Origin of the sequence: Streptomyces sp. NPDC006235 (genome assembly GCF_040613735.1) — a bacterium.
GTDB lineage: Bacteria > Actinomycetota > Actinomycetes > Streptomycetales > Streptomycetaceae > Streptomyces.
In genome coordinates this window covers 66,403-89,406 of the sequence record NZ_JBEXSR010000001.1, presented here as the reverse complement: position 1 = coordinate 89,406, position 23,004 = coordinate 66,403, and the positions used below count along the sequence as shown (strand labels likewise).

The window sequence follows — 23,004 nt, the reverse complement described above, 5'->3', positions numbered from 1 at the left end:
GTATTCCTCGATCGCCGGACGGGCCGGAAATCGTGCTCCGTACAGGGCCGGTCGCGCCATGCTACTGTCGATCTCAGTTGCAGGTGTGGTTGCCAGAAGGTTCATTTTCCTACGGGGTAATCAGCACGGCGACGCGGAATCCGCACAGGGCGAATTCCGAACATCGTCTCCGAAGGAGAATTAACATGGCTACTGGCACCGTGAAGTGGTTCAACGCGGAAAAGGGCTTCGGCTTCATCGAGCAGGACGGCGGCGGCGCCGACGTCTTCGCCCACTACTCGAACATCGCTGCCCAGGGCTTCCGTGAGCTGCTGGAAGGCCAGAAGGTGTCCTTCGACATCGCCCAGGGCCAGAAGGGCCCGACGGCCGAGAACATCGTTCCCGCCTGACATCGCGGCAGCAACGCATATTTCGCAGCTGGGGCCCGCACCTTGGGGTGCGGGCCCCAGCTCGCTGCTTTTCCGGGCGCGTGACAAGAACGCCGCGCCCACCCTCTCAGGCTCGTTCTCGCGATTCTCTGCGCCGTTCGTTTTGCTGCGGAAATTCCTTGATACGTGCCTACCAGCTCACATCGAGGAAGGTTCCGCTTGAACCGCGCACGCACCACCCGCACGCCCCGCACCTACGACCGCTCCCGGGGCGCTGCCACCAAGGGCTCGGGGGCGCCGCGGCGCTCCAAGGGCTACGACCGCCGGCCGGCCGCTCCCCAGGGGGAGTTCGCGCTGCCGGTGACGACCACTCCGGCGCTGCCCGCCGTCGAGGCGTTCGCCGACCTCGCCCTGCCGGCGCCGCTGCTGGCCGCGCTCGGCCACGAGGGCGTGACCGTGCCGTTCCCGATCCAGGGCGCGACCCTGCCGAACTCGCTCGCCGGACGTGACGTCCTCGGCCGCGGCCGCACCGGGTCGGGCAAGACCCTCGCCTTCGGCCTGGCGCTGCTGGCCCGTACCGCCGGCCGGCGCGCGGCCCCCCGGCAGCCGCTCGCCCTGGTCCTCGTCCCCACCCGCGAGCTCGCCCAGCAGGTGACCGACGCGCTCACCCCGTACGCCCGCTCCGTGCGGCTGAAGCTGGCCACCGTGGTCGGCGGCATGTCGATCGGCAGGCAGGCCGGTGCGCTGCGGTCCGGTGCGGAGGTCGTCGTCGCGACGCCGGGGCGGCTCAAGGACCTCATCGACCGCGGCGACTGCCGGCTGGACGACGTCACCATCACCGTCCTCGACGAGGCCGACCAGATGGCCGACATGGGCTTCATGCCGCAGGTCACGGCCCTGCTCGACCAGGTGCAGCCCGGGGGCCAGCGGATGCTCTTCTCCGCCACCCTGGACCGCAACGTCGACCGCCTGGTCCGCACCTACCTGTCGGATCCCGTGGTCCACTCCGTCGACCCGTCGGCGGGTGCGGTCACCACGATGGAGCACCACGTGCTGCACGTGCACGAGGCGGACAAGCACCGCACGACGACCGAGATCGCGGCGCGGGACGGCCGGGTGATCATGTTCCTGGACACCAAGCGTGCCGTGGACCGGCTGACCGAGCACCTGCTGAACAACGGTGTGCGCGCCGCGGCTCTGCACGGCGGCAAGTCCCAGCCCCAGCGCACGCGGACCCTCGCCCAGTTCAAGACCGGCCATGTGACGGTGCTGGTGGCGACCAACGTCGCGGCCCGCGGCATCCACGTCGACAACCTCGACCTGGTCGTCAACGTGGATCCGCCCACCGACCACAAGGACTACCTGCACCGCGGCGGCCGGACCGCCCGCGCCGGCGAGTCCGGCAGTGTCGTCACCCTTGTGACACCCGGCCAGCGCCGCGGCATGACCCGGCTGATGGCCTCGGCCGCCATCACCCCCCAGGTCACGCCGGTGCGTTCGGGTGAAGCGGAGCTGAGCCGGATCACGGGCGCCCAGACCCCGTCCGGTGTCCCGGTCGTCATGACCGCGCCGGCCCCGGCCCATCCCCGCCGTGGCACGTCCTCCGGAGCCCCCTCCTCCCGGGGCCGCCGCCCCTCCCGGGGGCGCCCCACCGGGCAGGCGGGGCGGCGCACCGCACAGCGGCCCGCCTACAACCCGGCGGCCTAGTGACGTCGACCGGCAGTCGGGCCCGTAGCTCACCATTCTCCGAGGAGGCAGCTTTGACACCGGTTCAGACGCAGCACCGGCAGGCGGACCCCTGCTCCGTGACCGTGAGAGACGGCATCGACGGATCCGGCCCCAGGGTCCGGGACGACATGACCGTCGAGGTCGCCCTGTCCGTCATGGCCGGCGCCCGGGTCGACCACCTCCTGCTGTGCGACGCGGACGACCAGTGCACGGGCTCGGTGACCCGGGCCGAACTCGCCGTGCACCGCGGCAGCGCCGCATACACGGACCGGACCCGGCTGCGGGACGTCCTCGGCGGACCGTTCGCCTCGCCCGTCCCCCGGATCGCCGCCCTCCGGGAGCACCACCGGACCCCGGGCGTCCTCGCCCTCTCCAGCTGATCCGCCTCACCCGGTCAGCCCGTCCTCCTTCTCCCTGAGGGGCATCATGCGCTGTGTCATCGCCCGGTACCCGTTCGACCTGACCAAGAACGGGGTGCTGGCCTCCTTGAAGGGCATCACGCCCGAGCTCGTCACGGGTGAGTCCGTGACCATCGGTCGCCGCCGCTACCCCGCCAAGCAGGTGGGGCAGGTCCTCACCCGGCAGGACCCCCGCGACTTCACCGCCGCCGAGGTCGTCCGGGCCATGACCCGCCTCGGCTTCACCTGCCACGCCCACCCCGAGGCCGCGCCCGTACGCGTCGCCACCCCGCTCCAGACCGCGTCGGCACTGCTCGGCGCCGCACCCCTGGACGCATGACGACGGGCGGACCACCGCCCACCCCGATCCCGATGAGGGCCCTGCCGACGCGCGTCGGCAGGGCCCTCGTCGTCGTCCCGCCCCTTGCGGACCATCGGCAATGTGCGCCTCCAGCGAACGAAAATCTACTCTTGTCAGAGTAGACATTGGGCTGCGTCGCAGTTAGCCTTTTTCTCGTTGACACGGATCACTGATCGAAGAAGGACGGAGGAGCAGACGCCATCAGGATCGCCCGGCCCGAGCAGCGCTCGGCCGGGTACCGCAAGACCCCGGATTGGAAGGTGGTCCCCGGTCACGCAGCCGCGATCCCCGCACCCCCCCTCCTGCAGGGCCGGTAGCGGAAACAGAAGGTCGGCGCAGCATTAGGGCCGACAGATGGTGTTCAATTTCCTTCGGGGCCCTGGTGCCGTACGGCACCAGGGCCCCTCGACGCGTGCGTTGCACTACGAGGTGACATGACAGCAGATACCCCGCTCAGCGATCGTCTGGACGACGACGACTACCCCGCGTACACGATGGGGCGGGCCGCCGAGATGCTCGGCACCACCCCGGCCTTCCTCCGGGCCATCGGTGAGGCCCGGCTGATCACTCCGCTGCGCTCGGAGGGCGGACACCGCCGGTACTCCCGCTACCAGCTGCGCATCGCCGCGCGCGCCCGCGAACTCGTCGACCGGGGCACCCCGATCGAGGCCGCCTGCCGCATCGTCATCCTCGAGGACCAGCTCGAGGAAGCTCAGCGCATCAACGCCGAGTACCGCCGCCGCGCCGGGCACGACACGCCCGAAGGCTCCGTGGCCGAATCCGGCTGATCGCCCGGGCGGGTGAGGAGTCCCGGCCGGGGAAGGCCACGTGTCCCAGAGACCTTGCCGGGCGGTAGTGCCGGCGTACTCCGAGAAGTCCCGGGGAGTGCCGGCCCAATACTTTCCGGACACCGTCGCCGAGCGAGGCCAGGCCGCCTGAACGGACGTGGTCGTACGTACGCCTCCGGTGGGAGGGGGACGTAGCTCAGGTCGCGCCAACGCCTTCGCTTTCAGCGCCGCGTTCAAGCGGGAACAACCCGTCAGAATTCCGGAATACGGAAACTCCTCGTCCTCCCCGCCGTACTCCGGCCCGTGCGGGAGTAGGGTGAATTGGGCGAACCAGACAGGGGGTGCGGCATGATCCGGTCAGCCGACATCCGTGAATGGCGCGACCACGAGGTGGTCGACCCGAAGCAGCACAAGATCGGTGTACTCGAAGCGGTCTACGTGGACACCGCCACCGACGAACCGGCCGTGGCCACCGTCCGGACCGGGCTGCCCAGCCGTCGGCGCCTGGTCTTCGTCCCCCTTGACGACGCCGTTCTCGGACCGGGCTACGTCAAGGTGCCCTACGCCAGGGGACAGGTGCGCAAGGCCCCCTCGATCGGGACGGACGACGTCCTGGCGGCCGAGCGGGAGGCGGAGATCTTCCAGCACTACGGCATGACGTACCGGGCTGGGGCGGGAGGCGAACGCCGGCTCGCCCGCGGGTGACCGGCGGGCACGTGGCACAGGAGAGGTGGTCGCGGTGATGGCACTCTTCCTTCTGATCGTCCTCGCGGCCGTCGCCCTGGGAATCATCGGCGTGGCAGCGGACGGCCTGGACTATCTCCTGGCCATCGGCATCGTGGTGTTCGCCGTCGACGTGATCTTCTTCGCGGTCCGCGTGTCCCGGCGCGCGGGGCGACGGCCCGTGCGCTGACGCGGAGAGGTCTTACTGACGGGTTCCCGGTCCGGTCAGGAATCGAGAAGCGCGGGTCGCGTGCCGGGCCTAGCGTCGGTGGCATGACTTCCATCGAATCCATCACCCTCGAAGTGGACGACGCCGACGCAGCCCGCCGTTTCTACAGCAGCGCGTTCGGACTGGACAGACAGGTGCGCGTGCGGGACTCCGAGGCTCCGACGGCCGGCTTTCGCGGGTTCACCCTTTCGCTCGTGGTCTCGCAGCCGGCCGACGTCGACGCCCTCGTCGAGGCCGCCGTGGACGCCGGTGCCGCGACGCTGAAGCCTGCCGCCAAGTCGCTGTGGGGTTACGGGGGCGTCGTGCAGGCACCGGACGGCACGATCTGGCAGATCGCGTCGTCGTCGAAGAAGGACACCGGCCCGGCCACCCGGCGGATCGACGAGATCGTGCTCCTGCTGGGGGTCACGGACATGGCCGGGAGCAAGCGGTTCTACGTCGAGCACGGCCTCCCCGTGGCGAAGAGCTTCGGCAGCAAGTACGTCGAGTTCGACACCGGGTCGGGCGCCGTCAAGCTGGCGCTGTACAAGCGCCGGGGCCTGGCCAAGCTCGTCGGCGTCTCTCCCGACGGCACCGGATCGCACCGGCTCACCGTCAACAGCGACGCCGGGCCCTTCACCGACCCGGACGGGTTCGCGTGGGCGACCGCTTCGGAGACCGCGTCGCTGTGACCGTGGCCGTGACCGCGCCCGTGGTCGACCTTACGGAGTCGTGACGTGCGGGCGCGCTCCCCTGGTGCGGCGGGGTCGCGGGCCTAGCGTGGCCGTATGCGCGTACTGGTCACCGGCGGTGCCGGGTTCATCGGGTCCCATGTGGTCGCCGCCCTCCGGGAGCGCGGGCACGAGACGGTCGTGTTCGACGTGCGGGAGGACGCCGCCGACGACGTGCGGGACTCCGCCGCCGTCGGCCGTGCCCTGGCCGGTGTGGACGCCGTGTGTCACCAGGCCGCGAAGGTCGGGCTCGGCGACGGGGTCGCCGACGCGGCGGACTACGTCTCCCACAACGACCTCGGGACCGCCGTACTGCTCGCCGCCATGGCGGAGGCCGGGGTACGGCATCTCGTGCTGGCCGGGTCGATGGTGGTCTACGGGGAGGGCCGGTACGCGTGCCCCCGGCACGGGGTCGTCCGGCCCGGGCCGCGTGCCGTCACCGACCTCGACGCCGGCCGGTTCGAGCCGCCGTGCCCGGTGTGCGGGGCGGACCTCGTCCCCGGCCTGGTCGGCGAGGACGCCCCGGCCGACCCGAGGAACGTGTACGCGACGACCAAGCTGGCCCAGGAGCACCTGGCCGCGGCCTGGGCCCGCTGCACGGGCGGGTCGGCGGTGTCGCTGCGCTACCACAACGTGTACGGGCCCGGCATGCCCCGCGACACCCCGTACGCCGGTGTCGCCTCCTTCTTCCGCTCGGCGCTCGCCCGGGGCGAGGCACCCCGCGTGTTCGAGGACGGGCGGCAGCGCAGGGACTTCGTGCACGTCCGGGACGTGGCGCAGGCCGATGCGGTGGCCCTGGAGGCGGAGGCCGCCCCGGGCGTGCTCACGGCGTACAACACCGGCAGCGGCGAGCCGCACACCGTCGGCGAGATGGCCCGGGCGCTGGCCGCCGCGTACGGCGGGCCCGAACCCGTCGTCACCGGCGCGTACCGGCTCGGGGACGTACGGCACATCACCGCCGATTCCGCACGGCTGCGGGACGCGCTGGGCTGGAAGCCGCAGGTCGCCTTCGAGGAGGGCATGGCGGAGTTCGCGCGGGCCGGGATGCGGGACGCGTAGGAGCCCGGCCTCGATCGGGGTCCGGCTCGCAAAGACCGGTGGTGCTGCCCGTGTTACGAAGCGGCGGCGGGCAGCACCACCTCGAAACGGCAACCGCCCGGGATGTTCCGTACGGTGGCCCGGCCCTGGTGCGCCTCCACGATCCCCCGGACGATGGCCAGGCCGAGACCCGCTCCGGCCGGGGGCGTCCGGGCGTGCGTGCCGCGCCAGCCGGTGTCGAAGACGCGGGGCAGGTCGTCGTCGGGGATGCCGCCGCAGCCGTCCGTCACGGACAGCACCACGCCCTCGGTGGAGCGTTCCGCGGTGACGGCGACCGTGCCGTCGGCCGGGGTCCGGCGGATGGCGTTGACCAGCAGGTTCCCCAGCACCCGGCTCATCTCCTTGCCGTCCACCTCCACCGGCACCGGCTCGATACGGCCGCCCACCAGCCGCACCCCGTGCTCCCGGGCGAGCGGGTCGGCTCCCGCCAGCGCGTCGCCCACCAGGTCGTACAGGGAGATCCGGCTGGGGGCCAGGGCGAGCGCGCCCGCGTGGATGCGGGAGAGTTCGAAGAGGTCGCCGACCATGTCGTTGAGGCGCTCGACCTCGGTGCGGATCTGCTTCAGATAGCGGCCGGGGTCGGCGGCGACGCCGTCCTCCAGCGCCTCCGACATGGCGCGCAGTCCGGCCAGCGGGGTGCGCAGATCGTGCGAGATCCAGGCGACGAGCTCACGCCGGGAGGCCTCCAGCGCGCGTTCCCGCTCCCGGGACTCGGCCAGTCTGGCGCTGGTCGCGGCCAGTTCGCGGCTCAGGTGGTCGAGTTCGGCGGTCGTCGGGCCGGCGGGGGCGGCGAAGTCCCCGCCGTCGCCGAAGGAGCGTGCGGCCACGGCGAGTTCGCGGCTGCGGGCGACCACCCAGCGGCCCAGCAGCAGCGCCGTGGCCAGGGAGACGACGGCCGCCATGGCGACGACGGTCGTGACGACGGACAGGTCGTGCGGCGACAGGAACATCGCCCAGGCGACGGCGAGCGTGCCCGCGAGCATCGCGACGATCCCGACCGCGGCGACCACGGCGAGCGAGGCGGTCAGCGAGCGGCGCCGGATCAGGCGCAGCGCACCGGCTCCGGCCAGGCCGGTGGCCGCGGCACCGGCGAAGGCGTACACGGCGATGAGCAGCGTGTCGTTCACGATCCGGCCTCCTCTGCGGGGGTTCCCGTGGGGTCGAAGCGGTAGCCCACGCCCCACACGGTCTGGATCAGGCGCGGCCGGGCCGGGTCGTCCTCGACCTTGCCGCGCAGGCGGCGGACGTGGACCGTGACGGTCGACAGGTCACCGAAGTCCCACCCCCACACCTCGCGCATCAGATCCTCGCGGGCGAAGGCCCGCCCCGGGTGCCGCAGGAAGAAGGAGAGCAGGTCGAACTCGCGGAGGGTGAGGGCGAGTTCAGTGCCGTTCTTGGTGGCCCGGCGGGCTTCCGGGTCGACGGTGAGCCCGGCCGCTCCCAGCCGGTGCCCGGGGACGGCGGGCCGGCTGCGGCGCAGCACCGACTCCACGCGCAGCACCAGTTCGCGGGGGCTGAAGGGCTTGGTGACGTAGTCGTCGGCGCCGACCTCCAGGCCCAGGATGCGGTCGTCCTCGTCGCCGCGGGCGGTGAGCATGATGACCGGGACCGGCCCCTGTCCGCGCATCCGCCGGCACACCTCCAGGCCGTCCATCCCGGGCAGCATCAGGTCGAGGACGACCAGGTCCGGCCAGTGCGCGGCGGCGCGGGTGAGGGCGGCCGGGCCGTCGTCGGCGCGGTCGACGACGTAGCCGGCGCGGTCCAGATACCCGGCGACGACCTCGGCGACGGTCGGGTCGTCGTCGACGACCAGGACCCGCGGGGACCCGCCGGGGGTCTGCTCCTGCTGATGGGGCTGCTGCATGGCTCCAGCGTCGCACCGGGCGGCCGGTGATGGCCTGCCCGGACGCGTCCTCGCCGCCGACGTCCGCGTTTCGTAAGAAGCCGAAGTCCTGAATGTCCCTTTCGCGTTCGTAGGGTGAGACCGTGACGACGACATCTTCCGACGTCGACGTGGTGCTGCCCTGCCTGAACGAGGCCGAGGCCCTGCCCTGGGTGCTCGAACGGATCCCGCCGGGCTGGCGCGCACTCGTCGTCGACAACGGCTCCACCGACGGCTCGGACCGGGTCGCCCGCGCACTCGGCGCGACCGTCGTGCACGAGCCGCGCCGGGGCTTCGGCGCGGCCTGCCACGCGGGGCTGACGGCCGCCACCGCCGACGTGGTGTGCTTCTGCGACTGCGACGCCTCCCTCGACCCGTCGCTCCTCGTCCCCTTCGTGCGCGAGGTGCGAGGCGGCGGGGCCGACCTGGTCCTCGGGCGGCGGCGTCCGCAAGGCCGGGGCGCATGGCCCGCACACGCCCGGGCCGGGAACCTCGCCCTCGCGCGGATGCTGCGCCGCCGCACCGGGCTGCGGCTGCACGACCTCGGTCCCCTGCGCGCCGCCCGCCGCGAGCCGCTGCTCGCCCTCGGCCTCACCGACCGGCGCAGCGGCTATCCGCTCCAGATGGTGGTGCGCGCGGCCGACGCCGGCTGGCGGATCACCGAGCACGACGTGCCGTATCTGCCGCGCACCGGGGCCTCGAAGGTGACAGGCACATGGCGCGGCACCTGGCAGGCCGTGCGGGACATGAGCCGGGTGCTGGGCGAGGCACCCGGCGGGACTCCGGCCGTGGAAGGGAGCGCCCGGTGACCACCCCGCTCGTGACCACCCCACTCATGACCACCCCACTCATGACCACCCTGCTCGTCATCGCCAAGGAGCCGCGCCCCGGCCGGGTCAAGACCCGGCTCACTCCGCCGTTCACGCCCCGTCAGGCCGCGTCCCTCGCCGAGGCGTCCCTCGCCGACACCCTGGACGCGGTCGCGGCGGCCCCGGCCGGCCGCAGGGTCCTCGTCCTCGACGGGGAGCCGGGCCCCTGGCTGCCGCCCGGCTTCGACGTCGTACCGCAGTGCGCGGGCGGTCTCGACGAGCGGCTGGCGCACGCCTTCGCGCACTGCGCCGGCCCGGCCCTGCTCATCGGCATGGACACCCCGCAGGTGACGCCGGAGCTACTCACCGTGGACTTCGCCGGCTGCGACGCCTGGTTCGGCCCGGCCGAGGACGGCGGCTTCTGGGCCCTCGGCCTGGCCCGTCCCGACCCCGCCCTGCTGCGGGGCGTTCCCATGTCGACGGCCACGACGGGGGCCGTCCAACGGGACCGGCTCGTCGCGGCGGGCCTGCACGTCCGCGACCTGCCCCGCCTGCGCGACGTCGACACGGCGGCCGACGCCCACGCCGTCGCCGCGCTGGCCCCGGCCGGGCGGTTCGCGGAGCGGCTGGCCCGGTGTGCGGCGCCGGCCTCCCGTCCGGACGGGTTCGCGGGGCGGCCTTCCCGGTCTGCGGCGCCGGCCTCCCGTCCGAACGGGATCGCGGGGCGGCCTTCCCGGTCTGCGGCGCCGGTCTCCCGCCCGGCCGGGCCCCGATGAGCGCCCCGCCCGCCACCGCCGTCGCCTGGGCGGGCGCCGACCCCTACGCCGACGCCCTGCGTGCCGGTCACGGGCCGCTGTTCCTGCGGCTGGCCGACGGCTGGCTGCTGCCGCTGGAGGTGGAGCGCTGGTGCGCCCGGGCCGACGCGGTGGACCGGGGCGTACTGGACCGGTGCGAGGGGGCCGTGCTGGACGTGGGATGCGGCCCCGGGCGGCTCGTGGTGGAACTCGCCGCCCGGGGCCGGGCCGTCCTCGGCATCGACGTCAGCGCCGCCGCCGTCGACCACACCGTACGGACGGGAGGCCAGGCGCTGCGGCGCTCGGTGTTCGAACCGCTGCCCGGTGAGGGCCGCTGGGACACCGTCCTGCTCATGGACGGCAACATCGGCATCGGCGGCGACCCGCGCGCCCTGCTGGACCGGGTGGCCCGGCTCCTGCGCCCCGGCGGCCTGTTGATCGCCGAGACCGCGCCGGTGGACATCGACGAACGCGCCCAGGTGCGGGTCGTCGGCCGCACGGACGCACGCGGCGCCGGCGACCCCTTCCCCTGGGCACGGCTCGGCACGCCCGCCCTGCTCCGGTACGCCCGAGGCTGGACGCGGGCCGGTCAGTGGACGGCCGACGGCCGCCGCTTCGCCGCCCTGCGCACCCGCAGCAGCCGCACCGCCAGCAGCAGCGCCGAGCCGCCGAAGAGGACGGCGGTGATCAGCAGCCAGCGGGCGAGGAACACGTCCGCCGGCAGCCCCGTGGCGGACCGGTAGCGCCGCTCCACCATGCCGCTGACCAGCGGGAACCACACGAGGAGCAGCAGCCCGGAGAGGGCCGCCGGTACGCGCACGTACGGCACCCACTCCCGGCGCGCGCCGAGCCCTCGGACGACCGCCCGGTCCAGGGCCGCGTACAACGGCAGCAGCACGAGGTCGTGCAGCAGCGCCGCGCCCACGAACCACAGGGCCACGCCGAACCAGTCACCGGCGAGCAGCCGTACGCCCGCGTAGGCGGCGAGCGCGAACGAGCAGGCGAGCAGGAGGAGCTGGAAGGGGCTTCCTACGGGGAGCGGCGGGCGGCGCGCCAGACTCGGGGGGAGCGTCAGTCGTGGGCGGCGCATCACAGGTCTCCGAACGTCATCCGGGCCACCCACTTGGTGTTCAGCACTCCGGGTGCCGCAGGCACGATGATCCGTGCCGGGTAGCCGTGATCGGGGGACAGCTCCTCGCCGTTGACGTACAGGGCGAGCAGGGAACGCGGGTCGGCGACCTGGTTGGCGCGCAGGGCGGCCCTGCGGAAGGCACCGCGCCGCTGGAGGGACTCGACGAACACGTCGGGCGGATCGTCGGCGTCGTAGCCGACGAGCGCCGCGAGATCGCGCAGCCGCACCCCGCGCCACCACTGGTCCGACGTCGACCAGCCCTCCACACAGGCGATGGGCAACGCCGAGCTGTGCAGGGGGAGCCCGGCGAGCTGGGCGCGGCTGAGACGGACCGTGCCCGCGGGCCCCGTCACGACGAGCCGCCAGGCGTCCTCGCCCGTCTCGGCCGTGTCGATCCCGGCGTAGGCGGCGGTCTTGTTGATCTGGAAGCCGTTCGGGCCGCTGCCGGGTTCGCCGCCGCCGTGCGGTGCGAGGAGGGCGGTGCGCCGCAGCGGACCGTCGAAGTTCTGCCCGACCGTAGTAGCGAACAGCAGCAGCGAGCCGCCCCCGACGAACCACAGGGCACCGCGACGGGACACGGTCGGCGCGGTGGGACGGGGAGTCACGAGGTCGTTCTTCTCTTCCCGCAGGTGCCGCAGGTTGCGCAGCGCCGTGGGCATCTTCAGCAGCACATGGGCGACGAAGGCGGCGAAGAACACCCACGCTCCGTAGAAGTGCAGAGGGTAGAAGGAGCCGGGGAAGACGTAGTCGAGCTGGACGTTGAGCACACCGGTCACGAACTCGAACAGCGCGCCGCCCACCAGGAGCAGCAGCGAGATCCGCTCCAGGGCGTGCGCGAGCGAGCGGGCCGGAGGCAGCGCGAACAGCCTGGGAATCACGGACCACAGCTTGGCGAGCAGGACGGGGATCAGGGTGAAGCCGAGGGTGACGTGGACGCCCTGGTTGAGCCGGTACAGCCAGTGCGGGTTCGTCGGCCAGGCGAAGAGGTAGAAGCCGAGGATCCCCTTGTCCGGTGTCTTGTCGTTCACCGGCGACAGGCCCGGGTTGTAGGCGGCGTACGAGACCAGGCCCGTCACGAACAGCACAGTGATGCCGGCCAGCAGGACGAGGCCCAGCACGGAGGTGAGCCAGGGGCCGCGCAGGGGGCTGCGCCAGAAGCCGGGCGAGGAGGGGGACCACCGTGGGGCGTCGAGGTCGGGCATGTTCTGACGGTAGGCCGGGACCACCCCGTGAAAGGGTGCGCAACCCATGACGAAACGCTGACGTCCGGCCCGGACGGCGGTCCGTGCCCGCCCCGTCGGCCTAGCGTTCCGCTGTGACCCGCTCCCTCCGCCGTGACCTGTACGCCGTCGTGGCCGCTGCCCTGCTGGTGACGGCCGCCGTCCTGGTCGGCCGCCACATCCAGGACACCAGCCGCACGCTGTTCGTCGACTGGCCCCCGCTGCTGGCGTCCTGGGGCCCCCACCTGGGCCCCGGCACCCCGGTGGCCGTCCTCCTGGCGATCGCCACCGTGGCGTACGGCCCCGCCCTCGCGGCCCGGCTCCCCTGGCGGACTCTGCTCCCTGCGACCTGGGGCGCGGCCACGGCGTGGATCTTCTCCCTTGCCCTGATCGACGGCTGGGACCGGGGCATCGCGCGCCGGCTCACCACCCGCTACGAGTACCTCCAGGTCATCGACCGCTTCCACGACATCCCGGCAGCCCTGCGCGACTTCACCCAGCACATCCTCCTGGACTCCCCCGACAACTGGCCCGCCCACATCGCCGGCCACCCGCCCGCGGCCACCCTCACCTTCGTCCTGCTCGACCGGGTCGGGCTGCGGGGCGGCGGCTGGGCGGGCATGTGGTGCATCACCGTCGGGGCGACGGCCTGCGTCGCCGTACTGGTCACGATCCGTGCCCTGGCCGACGAGACCCTCGCACGCCGGGCGGCCCCCTTCCTCGTCCTGGCCCCGGCGGCGGTGTGGATGGGCACCTCGGCCGACGCGTACTTCGCGGCGGTGGCGGCGTGGGCGGTGGCGCTGCTCGCCCTGGCGGTCACGAGGCGCTCGCTGTCGTGGGCCGGGGCGTCGGGGTTGCTGTTCGGCCTGACCTGCTACCTCTCCTACGGCCTCACACTCGTCGCGCTGATCGCGGCGGCGGTACTGGTACTCGGCCGGCACGGGATCCGGGAGCGCCCCGCCCTGCTGGTGCCACTCCTGGCCGGACTGGCCGTGGTCCCAGCGGCGTTCACGCTCGCCGGCTTCGACTGGTGGGAGGCGTACCGCCTGCTGGTGACGCGCTACCACCAGGGCGCGGGCGGCATCCGCCCCTACGGCTACTGGGTCTGGGCCAACCTGGCCTGCACGGTGCTCATCACGGGGCCGGCTACGGCGGCGGGTCTGCGGCGGACCGGTGCGGTGCCTATCCACCGCCGCGCCGCCACGCCCGACCGGGCGGCCGAGACCCGCCTCGCACTCCTCATCGCCGCGGCCCTGCTCGCCCTGCTGATCGCCGACTTGTCCGGCATGAGCAAGGCGGAAACGGAACGCATCTGGCTCCCCTTCGCGGTATGGCTCCTCCCGTCCTGCGCGATGCTTCCCCACCCGCGTGCGTGGCTCACCGGGCAGGTGGTGCTGGCGTTGCTGCTCAATCATTTGCTGTTGACGGGGTGGTGACTCTGCCGTGCCCGTCGGTACTCCTCGTAGAGCCGGTCGCCGGTCGGGCACCTGTCGATGGTCTCGCCGTTGTCGTCCACGTTCCGGCAGTCCCGGCACCCGGGGAAGTGCAGGAGCATGTGCAGGTAAGCGGCTCGCTCGGGGGCGTTCGGGCACTGGTGGTCGTCGTTCTCGTAGTGGTCGCACAGGGCACGGACGGAACGCCCAGTTCCTCGCTTGGATGGCTCAGGACCAGGGCCAGTCTGCGGCCGCACTGGCCTGGTACGACCGCAGCCACGAATGGGCCCTGGAAGCCGGCGACCCCAACATGGCCGCCACGACCCTCAGCATGAAGGCCCACATGGCCTGGTCCGGCGGACGCGGGGCCCGATGCGTACGACTTGCCGAAGCCGCCCGCTGGTCCGCGCCCGGCACCTCCCTCGGCGTCCAGGGCATGGCCGCCCAGATGGCCGCCCGGGGCCACGCCCTCGGCGGCGACGCCGACAACGCCCAACGTCTCCTGGACGAAGCACAGACTCTCATCAACCAGGCCGCCGAACACCCCGAGGACGAACCACCGTGGATGTACTTCTACGGCGAAATCCGGTTCACCCTCCAACGCGGCATGGCCGCACTGCAGTTACGCCATTGGCAAACAGCCATCGGCCGCCCCCACTCCTGGAACGAACTCCACACCACGGCAGCCGTTCTCCTCCGTCGCGGGGCCAGGGAAGGACACCAACTGGTAGCTGCACTGCGGGAACAGGACATTCCGAGCAAGATGAGCAGCTCAGCGTATCGGTTCCACTCCAGAACGTGAACATGGTCACGCCGAGTTTCCTTGCAATCGTAAATCTCAGAAGGAGAGCATAAGCAGGCCCACAGGAGACACACAGGCACATCCCGCATCGAAAAGAGAAGACGCGTGCGCGCTACGTACTTCCGCAAGTCCACCGCGACGTTCATCGCGGCAGCAGGAGCCACCATCCTGCTGGCCGCGCCCATGCCCGCGAACGCATCCACCGAGACGCCCCCCGCGGCAGCCGCGGTGAGCGCGTCGAACCCCTGCAAGTCGAAGCACTACTCGAAGGTCGCCTACACCTTCTATATCGGCCCGAGCAAGATGCCTCTGCGCTGCGGCACGAAGACTTGGGGCTACAACCACATAGTTGAGCGCGGACGCTGGAGCACGAGCTTCAAGAACAAGATCAGCGACACCCTCTTCAACGGCTACGAGCGGACGCCCGGGGTGTACTACCGCTACAAGGTGGGCACCGGCTGTTCCTCGAAGCCGCCGAGGAAGAACTTCAAGGTGGTCGTCAACAAGGGCCCCCTCGGAGGGAAGCCGGGCGGTCTGACACCCCAGGGAGTCATTACGGCCACGGTGGAGTACACAACCGCGACGGTGGCTGCGACGTCAGCGGGCGCAGGGGCAAAGTGCTGAGAGGACCCATATGGCCACCCCGGAGCAAGTAAGGGAAGCACTCACCCGAAAACTCTCAGGACTGCAGAGCGAGGGAGGAGGAACCTCTCTTGAAGTCCTTGAGGTGCAGGTGCCATCCGTCTTCCCTGAATTGCTTCTGAAAATCCGGATCGGCGTCTCGGGGCAGCTCTGGGAAGTCTCCCTCGACTACCAGGGGCAGGAAGCGAGTCTGGTGAGCGGAGACCTCTCCGAGGAGACCCTGGATTACCTCGGGTTCCTTGTGCGCACCCACCTGTTCGAGTGGTGGCACACGAAGGACACGGAGAAGTTTTCAGCGCGCATGGGGAAGCGGCTGGACTGAGAGGGTCGGTGCGGGTGTTGACGTCCGTACGGCAAGCGGGCCGGCCGCGGCGAACACCGCCACGGTCTGCTCGCAGGCCGGACGGTCCGGCAGCTCGGGGCCTGGCGGCGCGGGCGGCGGCGGCTCGAGCAGCTCGAGCAGCGTCTTGCGGGTGACCGGGACCTCGTCGGCGACCCGCCCGAGCCCGAGCCGTCTGCGCTCACTGCAGCGGGTCCGACTCCAAGAAGGTACGCATCTCGTCAAAGCGCGCGGTCTGGGCGGTCACGCGCGGCATCGTGCCCGTCGCCGCGGTGTTCACCTGCCTGGCCGGCGACCCAAGCCAGTGCCAGCGTCGGGGATACGACGCGCGGCCGGAACCGGTCGACGAGCTCATGGTGGGCCATCAGATCCACGGCGCGGAATCCCGGCGCTCTCGGGAACGGCGGACCCAGAAGCCCTGAGGGTGACGGCCAAGGCCGACTGCCGCGCCCTGCCCCGGTGCTCACTCTGTCGGTGCGGGCCCCGGCCCGGGAGCGAAAGTGCTCACGGGCCGGGGTCCGTCGGGTCAGGAGCCGTTGGTGGGTGAGGGCTCCGGGGTCGGGTCCTCGGCCGGTTCCTCGGTGGGTTCCTCGTCCGGCGGTGCGGTCGACAGGTCGTTCTGGTTCTGCACCGCGGCTGTCCACCGGTCGGACATGGTGGGCTTTCCGTCCCCGTTGGCGTCCGGGAGACCGGGAGCGGCGGCCTCGGTGTGGGGGATCGGCATGTCCCCGAAGACGGGGATCACGGTGTTGAACCTGAGGTCGGGGTTGTACTTCGTGGCGAACAGATACCTCTTGCCCACCTCCAGCAAGGCATCGCCTTCGGGAAGGTTGACGATGTCTCCGTTCTCGTCCTTGCCGCCCTGCTGGTTGACAACGACGACGCCGGTCACATCGCCTTTGAAGACGCGCTGGACCTCGACGGCGTACTGGCTCTCCGGACCGATGCCCAGGTCCTTCTGGCCCTTGAGAGCGGTGACCTTGCCGTAGAAGAGGTCCTCGGCGGCGCCGGCCAGGTTGGCGTCGTCGGAGAAGTCCGCTTCGTAGGTCAGTGACGCGTGCGACGTCGTGGCCGCCTCGTTGCGCTCGTTGACCTCCTGGTAGACAACTGTGCCGCCGATGCCGACCGCCACCGCGAGAGCGGCGCCGGTGGCGATGAGGACGGTTTTCCGCTTCAAGGTCATCAGTCCCAGAGTCGGTGGTAGGCGTTGCGGTCGGTCGCGGTCGGCCGGGCGTTAGACGGGATGTAGCCGATCGACTTCGACATGAGCGTGCCGTTGGCCTTGTGGTCGAGACCCAGCGCGTGGCCCATCTCATGCGCGGCTGCCTTGCGCCGCCATGACTTGCTGCCGTACTTCTTCCCGCCGTCGAGGAACGCCTTGTTCATGACGATCGCGTCGGCACCGGAGCGCCCCCGCCACTGCGCGACCCAGGTGACGTCCTTCCGGGTCTCATCCTTCCACTCCAGGTCAGTGATCGTGTTCCAGGCGTCCGGGGCGATCTTGATCTTCTTGAGGTTGTACTGGTCGTTGTACCAGGCCGTGGCAGCCCATTTCCGTGCGTCGTCGAACTTGGTCTCGTCCTCCCAGCGGATCTCTCCGTCGTCGACGGACGACCTGCCCCGCGAGTCGGCGGCCGCCGCCATGGGCGCGGGCGCCAGAGCCCCGGCGACGATAGCCGCGCACGATGCCAATGCCAGGCCGGCGGCTCTACGCCGTCGTACCTGCCGACGATTCGTCACGCGCCAATCCCCCTATGCGATTACCGGTGCGCCCCCTGCACACCGCGCCCCATCCTTATCGCATCAAGGTCAATTCGCAATTCTTTTCGAGTACGCGTGGCGGAATGAAAGATACCGGAATGAAAGATTCTGTTGCTCAACGGAATGCGCACAGACCGTCGGTCGGCGCGTCGATCGAGGGTGATCTCCGGCATCACGACACAACCTCGCGCGTGGCCACGCGATCGACGGTGGAGTAACTCCCGCCCCACAGTGAACGCACAGCCTCTGTTCCTCCTCTTGCACAGCGAACCCCCCAACCGAGAGGAACATGCTGTGCGTTCACGTACGCGTATACGTACACGTAGACCTTCCCGCCTGCGCCTGTACCCGGCCGGGTCCGTCGTGCTGGCTCTCGCCGCCGCGGGATCCGTGCTGGCGGGGCCGGCCGTCGCCGCTGATGCGGGCGGGCGTGCCGATCTGCGGGCCGATGTGAACCGTGACGGACGGGTCGATGTCACGGGCGGCAGCGACAAGGCCGGTGAGAACAGCTGGTCCGTCGAGCGTGGAGCCGTGTATCTGCCCAATCTCGATGACGACACCAAGCGGTGCCCGGTGACCGGGCCCGGTGGCAAACCGCTGTCCGACGCCAAGCTGGCCGCCTGCAACGACGGCTCCGACACGAAGGTCAACGGCAGCGCGGACGCCGACGACCTCGCGCGGGTCCGTTCCGTCCCGATGCCGGAGGTGGGCAAGGACGCCAAGGGCAGCCTGAAGGTCACCACGGGTGGCAAGCACACGCACCTCTTCCTCAAGCGTTCCGGGAAGTGGGTCCTCGTGACGTCCAAGACCCGGTTGTCCGCCGCCGAGTTGCGGTCCGGTGTGGAGTTCGGTGTCGAGGGCACCGACGTCGTCCGGGACAGCGCGAAGTGGGACGGCCGTGCGGTGGTCCGGCTCACGGTGACGTCCGGGCAGGAGTCCACCTCCGACGCCGTGACCCTGCGCGTCGCGCCGCTGCTGACCCACCATCACCTGCAGAACACCCAGCAGGTGATGGTGACCGAGGTCCAGGGGCAGGGCACGTACAGCCGTCTTCAGCAGAAGTTCGTCGCCGAGCTCGGCAAGGAAGTCAAGAAGGCCGGAATCACCGCGCCTTTGGTCAAATTCAAGAAGTACGCCGACCCCTGGACCCAGGACTTCGTCGAACCCGCCTACGTCAGCATGACCGGGCCGGGCGGTGAGCGGCACGTGATGCGCGTGATGCTGCGGTCCGCCCAGCCGGACCGGGACGCGGGCCGGGAGCTGTTCGAGAAGGTGCGCGGCCGGGACGTCGGGGTGGTGCAGGTGACCGATCGGGCCGAGCCCGACGACTGGTCGCTCAACTCCATGGGGAACCTGGAGACCATCCCGCCCTACGCGCACGGCGGGCGCTCGTTCCCGGCCGGGCGGATCATCATGGGCGAGCGCAAGGACAGCGGGGCGCGGCCGTCCAAGGTGATGCGGACGATGCTCAAGTCGCAGGGGTTGCAGGATCCGCTGCTGCTGGACACCTCCTGGCTGGGGGTGGGGCACGTCGACGAGTTCGTGCAGTTCCTGCCCGCCGACACTCCGCGCGGCTGGCGCCTCGGCGTCGCCGACCCGCAGGCGGGGCTGAAGCTGCTGCGCGACGCCAAGCGCGACGGTCACGGCAAGACGAAGATGTTCTCCGTCCCGGGCCGCAGTGACAGTCCGGCGCCCAAGGAGACCATCGACCAGGCGCTCGCCTCCAAGCATCTGGTGGCCGACAACGAGATGGCCGCGCGGCGCATCGCGGCCAACCTGGAGATCCTCAAGCGGGAGACGGGCGTCACCGACGGGGAGACCGTGCGGGTGCCCGCGCTGTACACCCGCGAGTCGGAGGTCATGACCGCCGAAGGCGACGAGATTCCCGTGCCGCGTCTGACGCGCATGGGCGCCGGTTCCGACCTCGTGGACAGCCTCGGGGACCGCGGCCAGCAGAAGTGGCTCGCCGAGAACCCGGCCGGCTCGCGTGCGGCGGCCGCGGCGACGGTGATGACCAGCGCGTACGTTCCCGGAGCGGTCAACGGCGTGCTCCTGGGCCGCGACCGCTACCTCGCCCCGCGCCAGTGGGGGCCCGTCATCGGCGGCAAGGACATCTTCACGCAGGCCGTCACCGCCGCTTACCAGCGGGTCGGCCTGAAGGTGTCGTACATCGACGACTGGTACACGTACCACCTCGGCATGGGCGAGGTGCACTGCGGCACCAACACCCTGCGCGACGCGACGGCCGCGTGGTGGCAACGCCCGGCGCGCTGATCCGTCATGAGGAGCGGGCGGCGGAGCCGGACGGTCAGGAGCCGTACGGTCCGTCGCCCCGCCCGGGTGCCAGGCGGCGGTAGGCAGCGCGGGCGTGGGCGACGCGGGCCAGGGACGTGCCGACGAGCGTGGCGGTGAGCAGGCAGGCCAGCCAAGTCGTGTCGCGGGGGCCGGCCCAGGTGAGGGTGCCCGCGGGCGGGATGGCGAAGCCGTTGAGGAACAGCCAGCACAGGACGGCCGTGCCGGGGGCCGCCGTGAAGCGGGCGCACAGGCCCAGCACGGCGGCCAGCAGGGACAGCGCGAGCAGGGCCAGTCCCGGACGGCCGGTCCCCACCACGGCGTTGAGCACTGCCACCAGCACCAGCGCGCCGCCGAACGCCCCGGCCCACACCAGCGGTGTCGCCACGGGCCTCGGAACGGGCCTGGCTCCGGCGCCCAGCGGCCTCCACTCGATCATGCCGGTGCTTCCTTCCCCGAGGGTGCTCGTCAGGGTCCCACTCACAGCTGTTCAGTGAAACACTCGAACCGGACAGTCGGGCGACGCCCCAGAGCATGACGAAACCCCAGGTCCAAGACCTGGGGTTGCTTCGTCCGGACCCGGCTGGTCCGCTGGTCCGCGTCACACGAAGGCGCTCTGCCCCGTGATCGCCTTGCCGACGATCAGGGTGTTCATCTCGCGGGTGCCCTCGAAGGAGTAGATCGCCTCGGCGTCGGCGAAGAAGCGGGCGATGTCGTGGTCCAGGAGGATGCCGTTGCCGCCGAAGATCTCCCGGCTCCAGGCCACGACCTCCCGCATCCGCGCGGTGACGAACGCCTTGGCCAGGGCGGAGTGTTCGTCGCGAAAGACACCGGCGTCCTGCAACCGGGCGAGCTGCGCCAGCATGCCCCACGACGCGGTGATGTTGCCCAGGCTCTTGACCAGCAGGTCCTGTACGAGCTGGAAGCCGCCGATCGGGCGGCCGAACTGGCGGCGCTCCCGGGCGTAGTCGAGGGCCAGTTCGTAGGCGCCGGTCATGACGCCCAGCGCCTGCCAGGCCACTCCGCTGCGCGTGGCGCGCAGGATCTCGGCGACGTCGCGGAAGGAGTTGATGTTCTGCAGGCGGTTCGCCTCCGGCACCCGCACGTCGGTGAGGGTGATCTCGGCGTTCTCCACGATCCGGAAGGCGAGCTTGCCTTCGATCTTCGCGGGCTCGAAGCCGGGCGTGCCCTTCTCGACGACGAAACCCTTGACGTGGTTGTCGTCGACGTCCCGAGCCCACACCACGACGTAGTCGGCGAAGGTCGCGTTGCCGATCCACTTCTTGGCACCGTTCAGGACCCAGGTGTCGCCCTCGCGCCTGGCCGTGGTGCGCATGCCGCCCGCGACGTCGGAGCCGCCGAGCGGCTCGGTCATGGCGAACGCGCCGATCTTGTCCATCGCGGCCATCTCCGGGAGCCAGCGGTCGCGCTGCTCCTGGTCGCCGCCGGAGTGGACGGAGTACATCGCGAGGCCGTTGTGGACACCGAAGAAGGTGGCCACCGAGGCGTCGGTGCGGCTCAGTTCCATCGCCAGCATGCCGCTGAGCAGGTTGGAGACGGCGGGCCGGTGCTCGCCGTAGCCCTCGTAGGGCAGGCCGGCGAGGCCGCTGTCGCGGAAGACGCCGACGAGTTCCCGGGGGAACTCGCCCTTGGCCCAGTGGGGGTTGACCAGCGGCCTGATCTCGTCGCGCATGAGGGCGCGGGCCTTGAGGAGGATCTTGCGCTCCTCGTCGGGCAGCAGTGCCTCGTAGGCGTAGAAGTCCGCGACCAGCTGGTCTTCGAGCGTGGTGGTCATCTCAGTTCTCCTCCTTGTCGGCGCTGTCCAGGGCGGCCAGGACGGCGAGTTGCCTGCGGTCGCGCGTCGCGGTGAGCTGCGCGTACGGGGCGGAGCCGTAGGCCTGTTCCACGGCTGCGATGAGCCGTTCCTGTTGCTCCTCCTGCTGCGACGGGGTGCCGAGGCTCGCCCACATGCGCTTCATCGAGGGGCCGATGTGCTCGGCCAGGTGCCGGTAGCCGCCCGGTCCGCCGCCCAGGTGGGAGCCGAGGAACGGCCCGACCGTGGCCCAGCGCAGGCCCAGCGAGTTGGTCATCACCGTGTCGAGTTCCTCGGGCGTCACCACGCCCTGCTCGACGAGGTACACGGCCTCGCGGCTCAGGGCGTTCTGCAGCCGGTTCCCGACGAAGCCGGGGATCTCCTTGCGTTCGACGACCGGGGTGCGGCCGACCGAGGTGTAGAAGTCGACGGCGGCCCGTACGGCGTCCTGGCCGGTGCGTTCGCCGGGGACGACCTCGACGAGCGGGACGAGGTGCGGCGGGTTGAAGGGGTGGCCGATCAGGACGCGGGCGGCGTCCTCGTCCGCCAGTTCCCTGGTGAACTCGGTCGAGGGGATGGCCGACGAGGAGCTGAGCAGCAGCGCGTGGCCGGGTGCCTCCCGGGCCAGGGCGGCGAACAGGTCCTGCTTGAACTCGACGCGCTCGGGGCCGTTCTCCTGGACGACGTCCGCGTCCCCGACCGCCTCGGTGACATCGGCGGCGATGTGCACCCGGCCGGCGAGGTCCGTCACGTCCAGGCAGCGGGCGGCCAGATGCGGCGCGCACTGCGCGAGGGTCTCGTCCAGGGCCTCGGCGAGGTCCGGTCGCGGGTCGCTCACCCGGACGGTCAGGCCGTGCGCGGCGAACAGGGCCGTCCAGGACAGTCCGATGGTCCCGGCGCCGATCACCGCGGCCGTACGGAAGGTGCGGGTCATGACGCGGCTCCCTTCAGGTAGTCGTGGACCGGCTCGACGCCGGACAGCGTCAGGTCGGTGAGGATGTGGCTCGCGGAGACGACCTCCAGCACCGGCAGATCGGCCAGCGGGGCGAGCACGTGCGCGAAGAGCTGGAGCCGGGCGGGCCCGGTCCAGGCCTCCTTGACGGTGACGTCGGTGATGCGCGTGCGGACGAGTTCCTGCACCCGGGGCAGACCGTCGTAGCCGGGAATCGTCTTGAGCATGAACGTCGGCACGGTGATCTGGGCCTCGGCCTCGCGCCGGTCCAGCTCGTGGTGCTTGTAGCCCATGGTCGCGGTGGCGACCCGCAGGCTGCCGTGGTCGAGGGTGCCGACGAGCGCGCCGGAGTCGACGGTGAGCGACGGCGAGCCGAGCACCTTCGGGTAGGCGGAGACCTCGCGGCCGGAGGCGGTCGCCGGGAAGTTGTCGAGGTACATGGCGTGCAGGTACTCGCCCTGCTCGCCCTCGAAGCCGACGGGGATCGCCTGTCCGGCCTCCGTGTAGGGGCCGTAGCCGCTGACGTCGCCCATCTTCATGACCTCGAACCGGACCAGGGGTTCACCGATCCGCAGCGGTTCGGGGACGACGGCCCGCAGCGCGTCGGGGTCGGTGCGGTAGACGACGTTGAGGTACTCACGGTCGGTGAAGCGCGGGACGGTCGGCGCGTACGCCGGGCTGGTGAGCGGGGTGGTGAGGTGCTGCCGTACGTCCTCGTCGAGCATGGCG

At 71.3% G+C, this 23,004-nt stretch carries 25 protein-coding genes and 2 pseudogenes; 17 read left to right on the top strand and 10 right to left on the bottom strand.

What is annotated here, in order from left to right:
- Positions 1–185 precede the first annotated feature (185 nt).
- From ABZ192_RS00445 to ABZ192_RS00405, 9 genes are all read left to right on the top strand, one after another.
- Positions 186–389, top strand: a complete 204-nt coding sequence (locus ABZ192_RS00445; protein WP_004986771.1) for a cold-shock protein — start codon at positions 186–188, stop codon at positions 387–389.
- Between the two features lie 198 nt (positions 390–587).
- Positions 588–2,075 carry a DEAD/DEAH box helicase gene (locus ABZ192_RS00440; protein WP_356922319.1) on the top strand — a complete coding sequence of 496 codons (1,488 nt, stop codon included), beginning with the start codon at positions 588–590 and terminating at the stop codon, positions 2,073–2,075.
- A gap of 98 nt (positions 2,076–2,173) precedes the next feature.
- Positions 2,174–2,476, top strand: coding sequence for a CBS domain-containing protein (locus ABZ192_RS00435; protein ID WP_356922318.1), 303 nt, complete (start codon positions 2,174–2,176; stop codon positions 2,474–2,476).
- A gap of 46 nt (positions 2,477–2,522) precedes the next feature.
- A complete protein-coding gene (locus ABZ192_RS00430; RefSeq protein WP_356922317.1) occupies positions 2,523–2,834 on the top strand; it encodes an SCO5918 family protein in 312 nt (103 codons plus the stop codon).
- Between the two features lie 455 nt (positions 2,835–3,289).
- Positions 3,290–3,643 carry a MerR family transcriptional regulator gene (locus ABZ192_RS00425; protein WP_356922316.1) on the top strand — a complete coding sequence of 118 codons (354 nt, stop codon included), beginning with the start codon at positions 3,290–3,292 and terminating at the stop codon, positions 3,641–3,643.
- Between the two features lie 348 nt (positions 3,644–3,991).
- Entirely contained in the window at positions 3,992–4,348 is a 357-nt protein-coding gene (locus ABZ192_RS00420) for a PRC-barrel domain-containing protein (RefSeq protein ID WP_356922315.1), read from the top strand.
- A 37-nt stretch (positions 4,349–4,385) separates the two neighbouring features.
- The gene (locus ABZ192_RS00415; protein WP_356922314.1) at positions 4,386–4,556 is read left to right on the top strand and encodes a hypothetical protein; all 171 of its coding nucleotides are present in this window, start codon (positions 4,386–4,388) and stop codon (positions 4,554–4,556) included.
- Positions 4,557–4,639: 83 nt separating this feature from the next.
- Complete coding sequence (locus tag ABZ192_RS00410) at positions 4,640–5,266, top strand: glyoxalase (RefSeq protein WP_356922313.1); 627 nt, start codon at positions 4,640–4,642, stop codon at positions 5,264–5,266.
- A gap of 96 nt (positions 5,267–5,362) precedes the next feature.
- Positions 5,363–6,364, top strand: a complete 1,002-nt coding sequence (locus ABZ192_RS00405) for an NAD-dependent epimerase/dehydratase family protein (RefSeq protein ID WP_356922312.1) — start codon at positions 5,363–5,365, stop codon at positions 6,362–6,364.
- 53 nt (positions 6,365–6,417) lie between these two features.
- Here ABZ192_RS00405 and ABZ192_RS00400 read toward each other — a convergent pair whose 3' ends face one another.
- Positions 6,418–7,530, bottom strand: coding sequence for a HAMP domain-containing sensor histidine kinase (locus ABZ192_RS00400; RefSeq protein ID WP_356922311.1), 1,113 nt, complete (start codon positions 7,528–7,530; stop codon positions 6,418–6,420).
- Positions 7,527–8,267 carry a response regulator transcription factor gene (locus tag ABZ192_RS00395; protein ID WP_356922310.1) on the bottom strand — a complete coding sequence of 247 codons (741 nt, stop codon included), beginning with the start codon at positions 8,265–8,267 and terminating at the stop codon, positions 7,527–7,529. Before ABZ192_RS00395 ends, ABZ192_RS00400 begins: the two co-directional genes overlap by 4 nt.
- Before the next feature lie 122 nt (positions 8,268–8,389).
- Here ABZ192_RS00395 and ABZ192_RS00390 point away from each other — a divergent pair, with 122 nt between their 5' ends.
- Genes ABZ192_RS00390 through ABZ192_RS00380 form a run of 3 tightly spaced genes read left to right on the top strand, consistent with a single transcriptional unit; the run spans position 8,390 to position 10,631 of the window.
- Positions 8,390–9,094: a glycosyltransferase family 2 protein gene (locus ABZ192_RS00390; protein ID WP_356922309.1), complete on the top strand. Its 705-nt coding sequence runs from the start codon at positions 8,390–8,392 to the stop codon at positions 9,092–9,094.
- A gap of 41 nt (positions 9,095–9,135) precedes the next feature.
- Entirely contained in the window at positions 9,136–9,870 is a 735-nt protein-coding gene (locus tag ABZ192_RS00385; RefSeq protein WP_356922606.1) for a TIGR04282 family arsenosugar biosynthesis glycosyltransferase, read from the top strand.
- Entirely contained in the window at positions 9,867–10,631 is a 765-nt protein-coding gene (locus tag ABZ192_RS00380) for a class I SAM-dependent methyltransferase (RefSeq protein ID WP_356922308.1), read from the top strand. Before ABZ192_RS00385 ends, ABZ192_RS00380 begins: the two co-directional genes overlap by 4 nt.
- A gap of 346 nt (positions 10,632–10,977) precedes the next feature.
- Here ABZ192_RS00380 and ABZ192_RS00375 read toward each other — a convergent pair whose 3' ends face one another.
- The gene (locus tag ABZ192_RS00375; RefSeq protein WP_356922307.1) at positions 10,978–12,222 is read right to left on the bottom strand and encodes a molybdopterin-dependent oxidoreductase; all 1,245 of its coding nucleotides are present in this window, start codon (positions 12,220–12,222) and stop codon (positions 10,978–10,980) included.
- Positions 12,223–12,335: 113 nt separating this feature from the next.
- Between ABZ192_RS00375 and ABZ192_RS00370 the strand changes: the two genes are divergently transcribed.
- From ABZ192_RS00370 to ABZ192_RS00355, 4 genes and pseudogenes are all read left to right on the top strand, one after another.
- On the top strand, positions 12,336–13,676 hold the full coding sequence (locus ABZ192_RS00370) for a hypothetical protein (protein WP_356922306.1): 1,341 nt from the start codon (positions 12,336–12,338) through the stop codon (positions 13,674–13,676).
- A 199-nt stretch (positions 13,677–13,875) separates the two neighbouring features.
- Positions 13,876–14,475: pseudogene (locus ABZ192_RS00365) on the top strand (XRE family transcriptional regulator); the annotation flags it as partial.
- Positions 14,476–14,580: 105 nt separating this feature from the next.
- A complete protein-coding gene (locus ABZ192_RS00360; RefSeq protein WP_356922305.1) occupies positions 14,581–15,099 on the top strand; it encodes a hypothetical protein in 519 nt (172 codons plus the stop codon).
- A gap of 10 nt (positions 15,100–15,109) precedes the next feature.
- Positions 15,110–15,439 (top strand): hypothetical protein, encoded by a 330-nt coding sequence (locus tag ABZ192_RS00355; RefSeq protein ID WP_356922304.1) that lies wholly within the window; start codon positions 15,110–15,112, stop codon positions 15,437–15,439.
- Between the two features lie 302 nt (positions 15,440–15,741).
- Here ABZ192_RS00355 and ABZ192_RS00350 read toward each other — a convergent pair.
- The 3 genes and pseudogenes from ABZ192_RS00350 to ABZ192_RS00340 form a co-directional block, all read right to left on the bottom strand.
- Positions 15,742–15,870 (bottom strand): annotated as a pseudogene (locus ABZ192_RS00350) (phosphatase); the annotation flags it as partial.
- A 113-nt stretch (positions 15,871–15,983) separates the two neighbouring features.
- Entirely contained in the window at positions 15,984–16,640 is a 657-nt protein-coding gene (locus ABZ192_RS00345) for a hypothetical protein (RefSeq protein ID WP_356922303.1), read from the bottom strand.
- Positions 16,640–17,101 (bottom strand): matrixin family metalloprotease, encoded by a 462-nt coding sequence (locus ABZ192_RS00340; protein ID WP_356922302.1) that lies wholly within the window; start codon positions 17,099–17,101, stop codon positions 16,640–16,642. The genes ABZ192_RS00345 and ABZ192_RS00340 overlap by 1 nt, the downstream gene beginning before the upstream one ends.
- A gap of 480 nt (positions 17,102–17,581) precedes the next feature.
- On the opposite strand from ABZ192_RS00340, the gene ABZ192_RS00335 reads away from it, so the two are divergent.
- Entirely contained in the window at positions 17,582–19,492 is a 1,911-nt protein-coding gene (locus tag ABZ192_RS00335; protein WP_356922301.1) for a protein-arginine deiminase domain-containing protein, read from the top strand.
- Between the two features lie 34 nt (positions 19,493–19,526).
- On the opposite strand, the gene ABZ192_RS00330 is transcribed toward ABZ192_RS00335, so the two are convergent.
- The 4 genes from ABZ192_RS00330 to ABZ192_RS00315 all read right to left on the bottom strand — a co-directional run bounded on the left by ABZ192_RS00330 (position 19,527) and on the right by ABZ192_RS00315 (position 23,000).
- The gene (locus ABZ192_RS00330; RefSeq protein ID WP_356922300.1) at positions 19,527–19,949 is read right to left on the bottom strand and encodes a hypothetical protein; all 423 of its coding nucleotides are present in this window, start codon (positions 19,947–19,949) and stop codon (positions 19,527–19,529) included.
- A 162-nt stretch (positions 19,950–20,111) separates the two neighbouring features.
- Positions 20,112–21,305 carry an acyl-CoA dehydrogenase family protein gene (locus ABZ192_RS00325; RefSeq protein ID WP_356922299.1) on the bottom strand — a complete coding sequence of 398 codons (1,194 nt, stop codon included), beginning with the start codon at positions 21,303–21,305 and terminating at the stop codon, positions 20,112–20,114.
- Between the two features lies 1 nt (position 21,306).
- Positions 21,307–22,257 (bottom strand): 3-hydroxyacyl-CoA dehydrogenase NAD-binding domain-containing protein, encoded by a 951-nt coding sequence (locus tag ABZ192_RS00320; RefSeq protein ID WP_356922298.1) that lies wholly within the window; start codon positions 22,255–22,257, stop codon positions 21,307–21,309.
- Positions 22,254–23,000: an acetoacetate decarboxylase gene (locus ABZ192_RS00315; RefSeq protein ID WP_356922297.1), complete on the bottom strand. Its 747-nt coding sequence runs from the start codon at positions 22,998–23,000 to the stop codon at positions 22,254–22,256. Before ABZ192_RS00315 ends, ABZ192_RS00320 begins: the two co-directional genes overlap by 4 nt.
- Between the last annotated feature and the right edge of the window lie 4 nt (positions 23,001–23,004).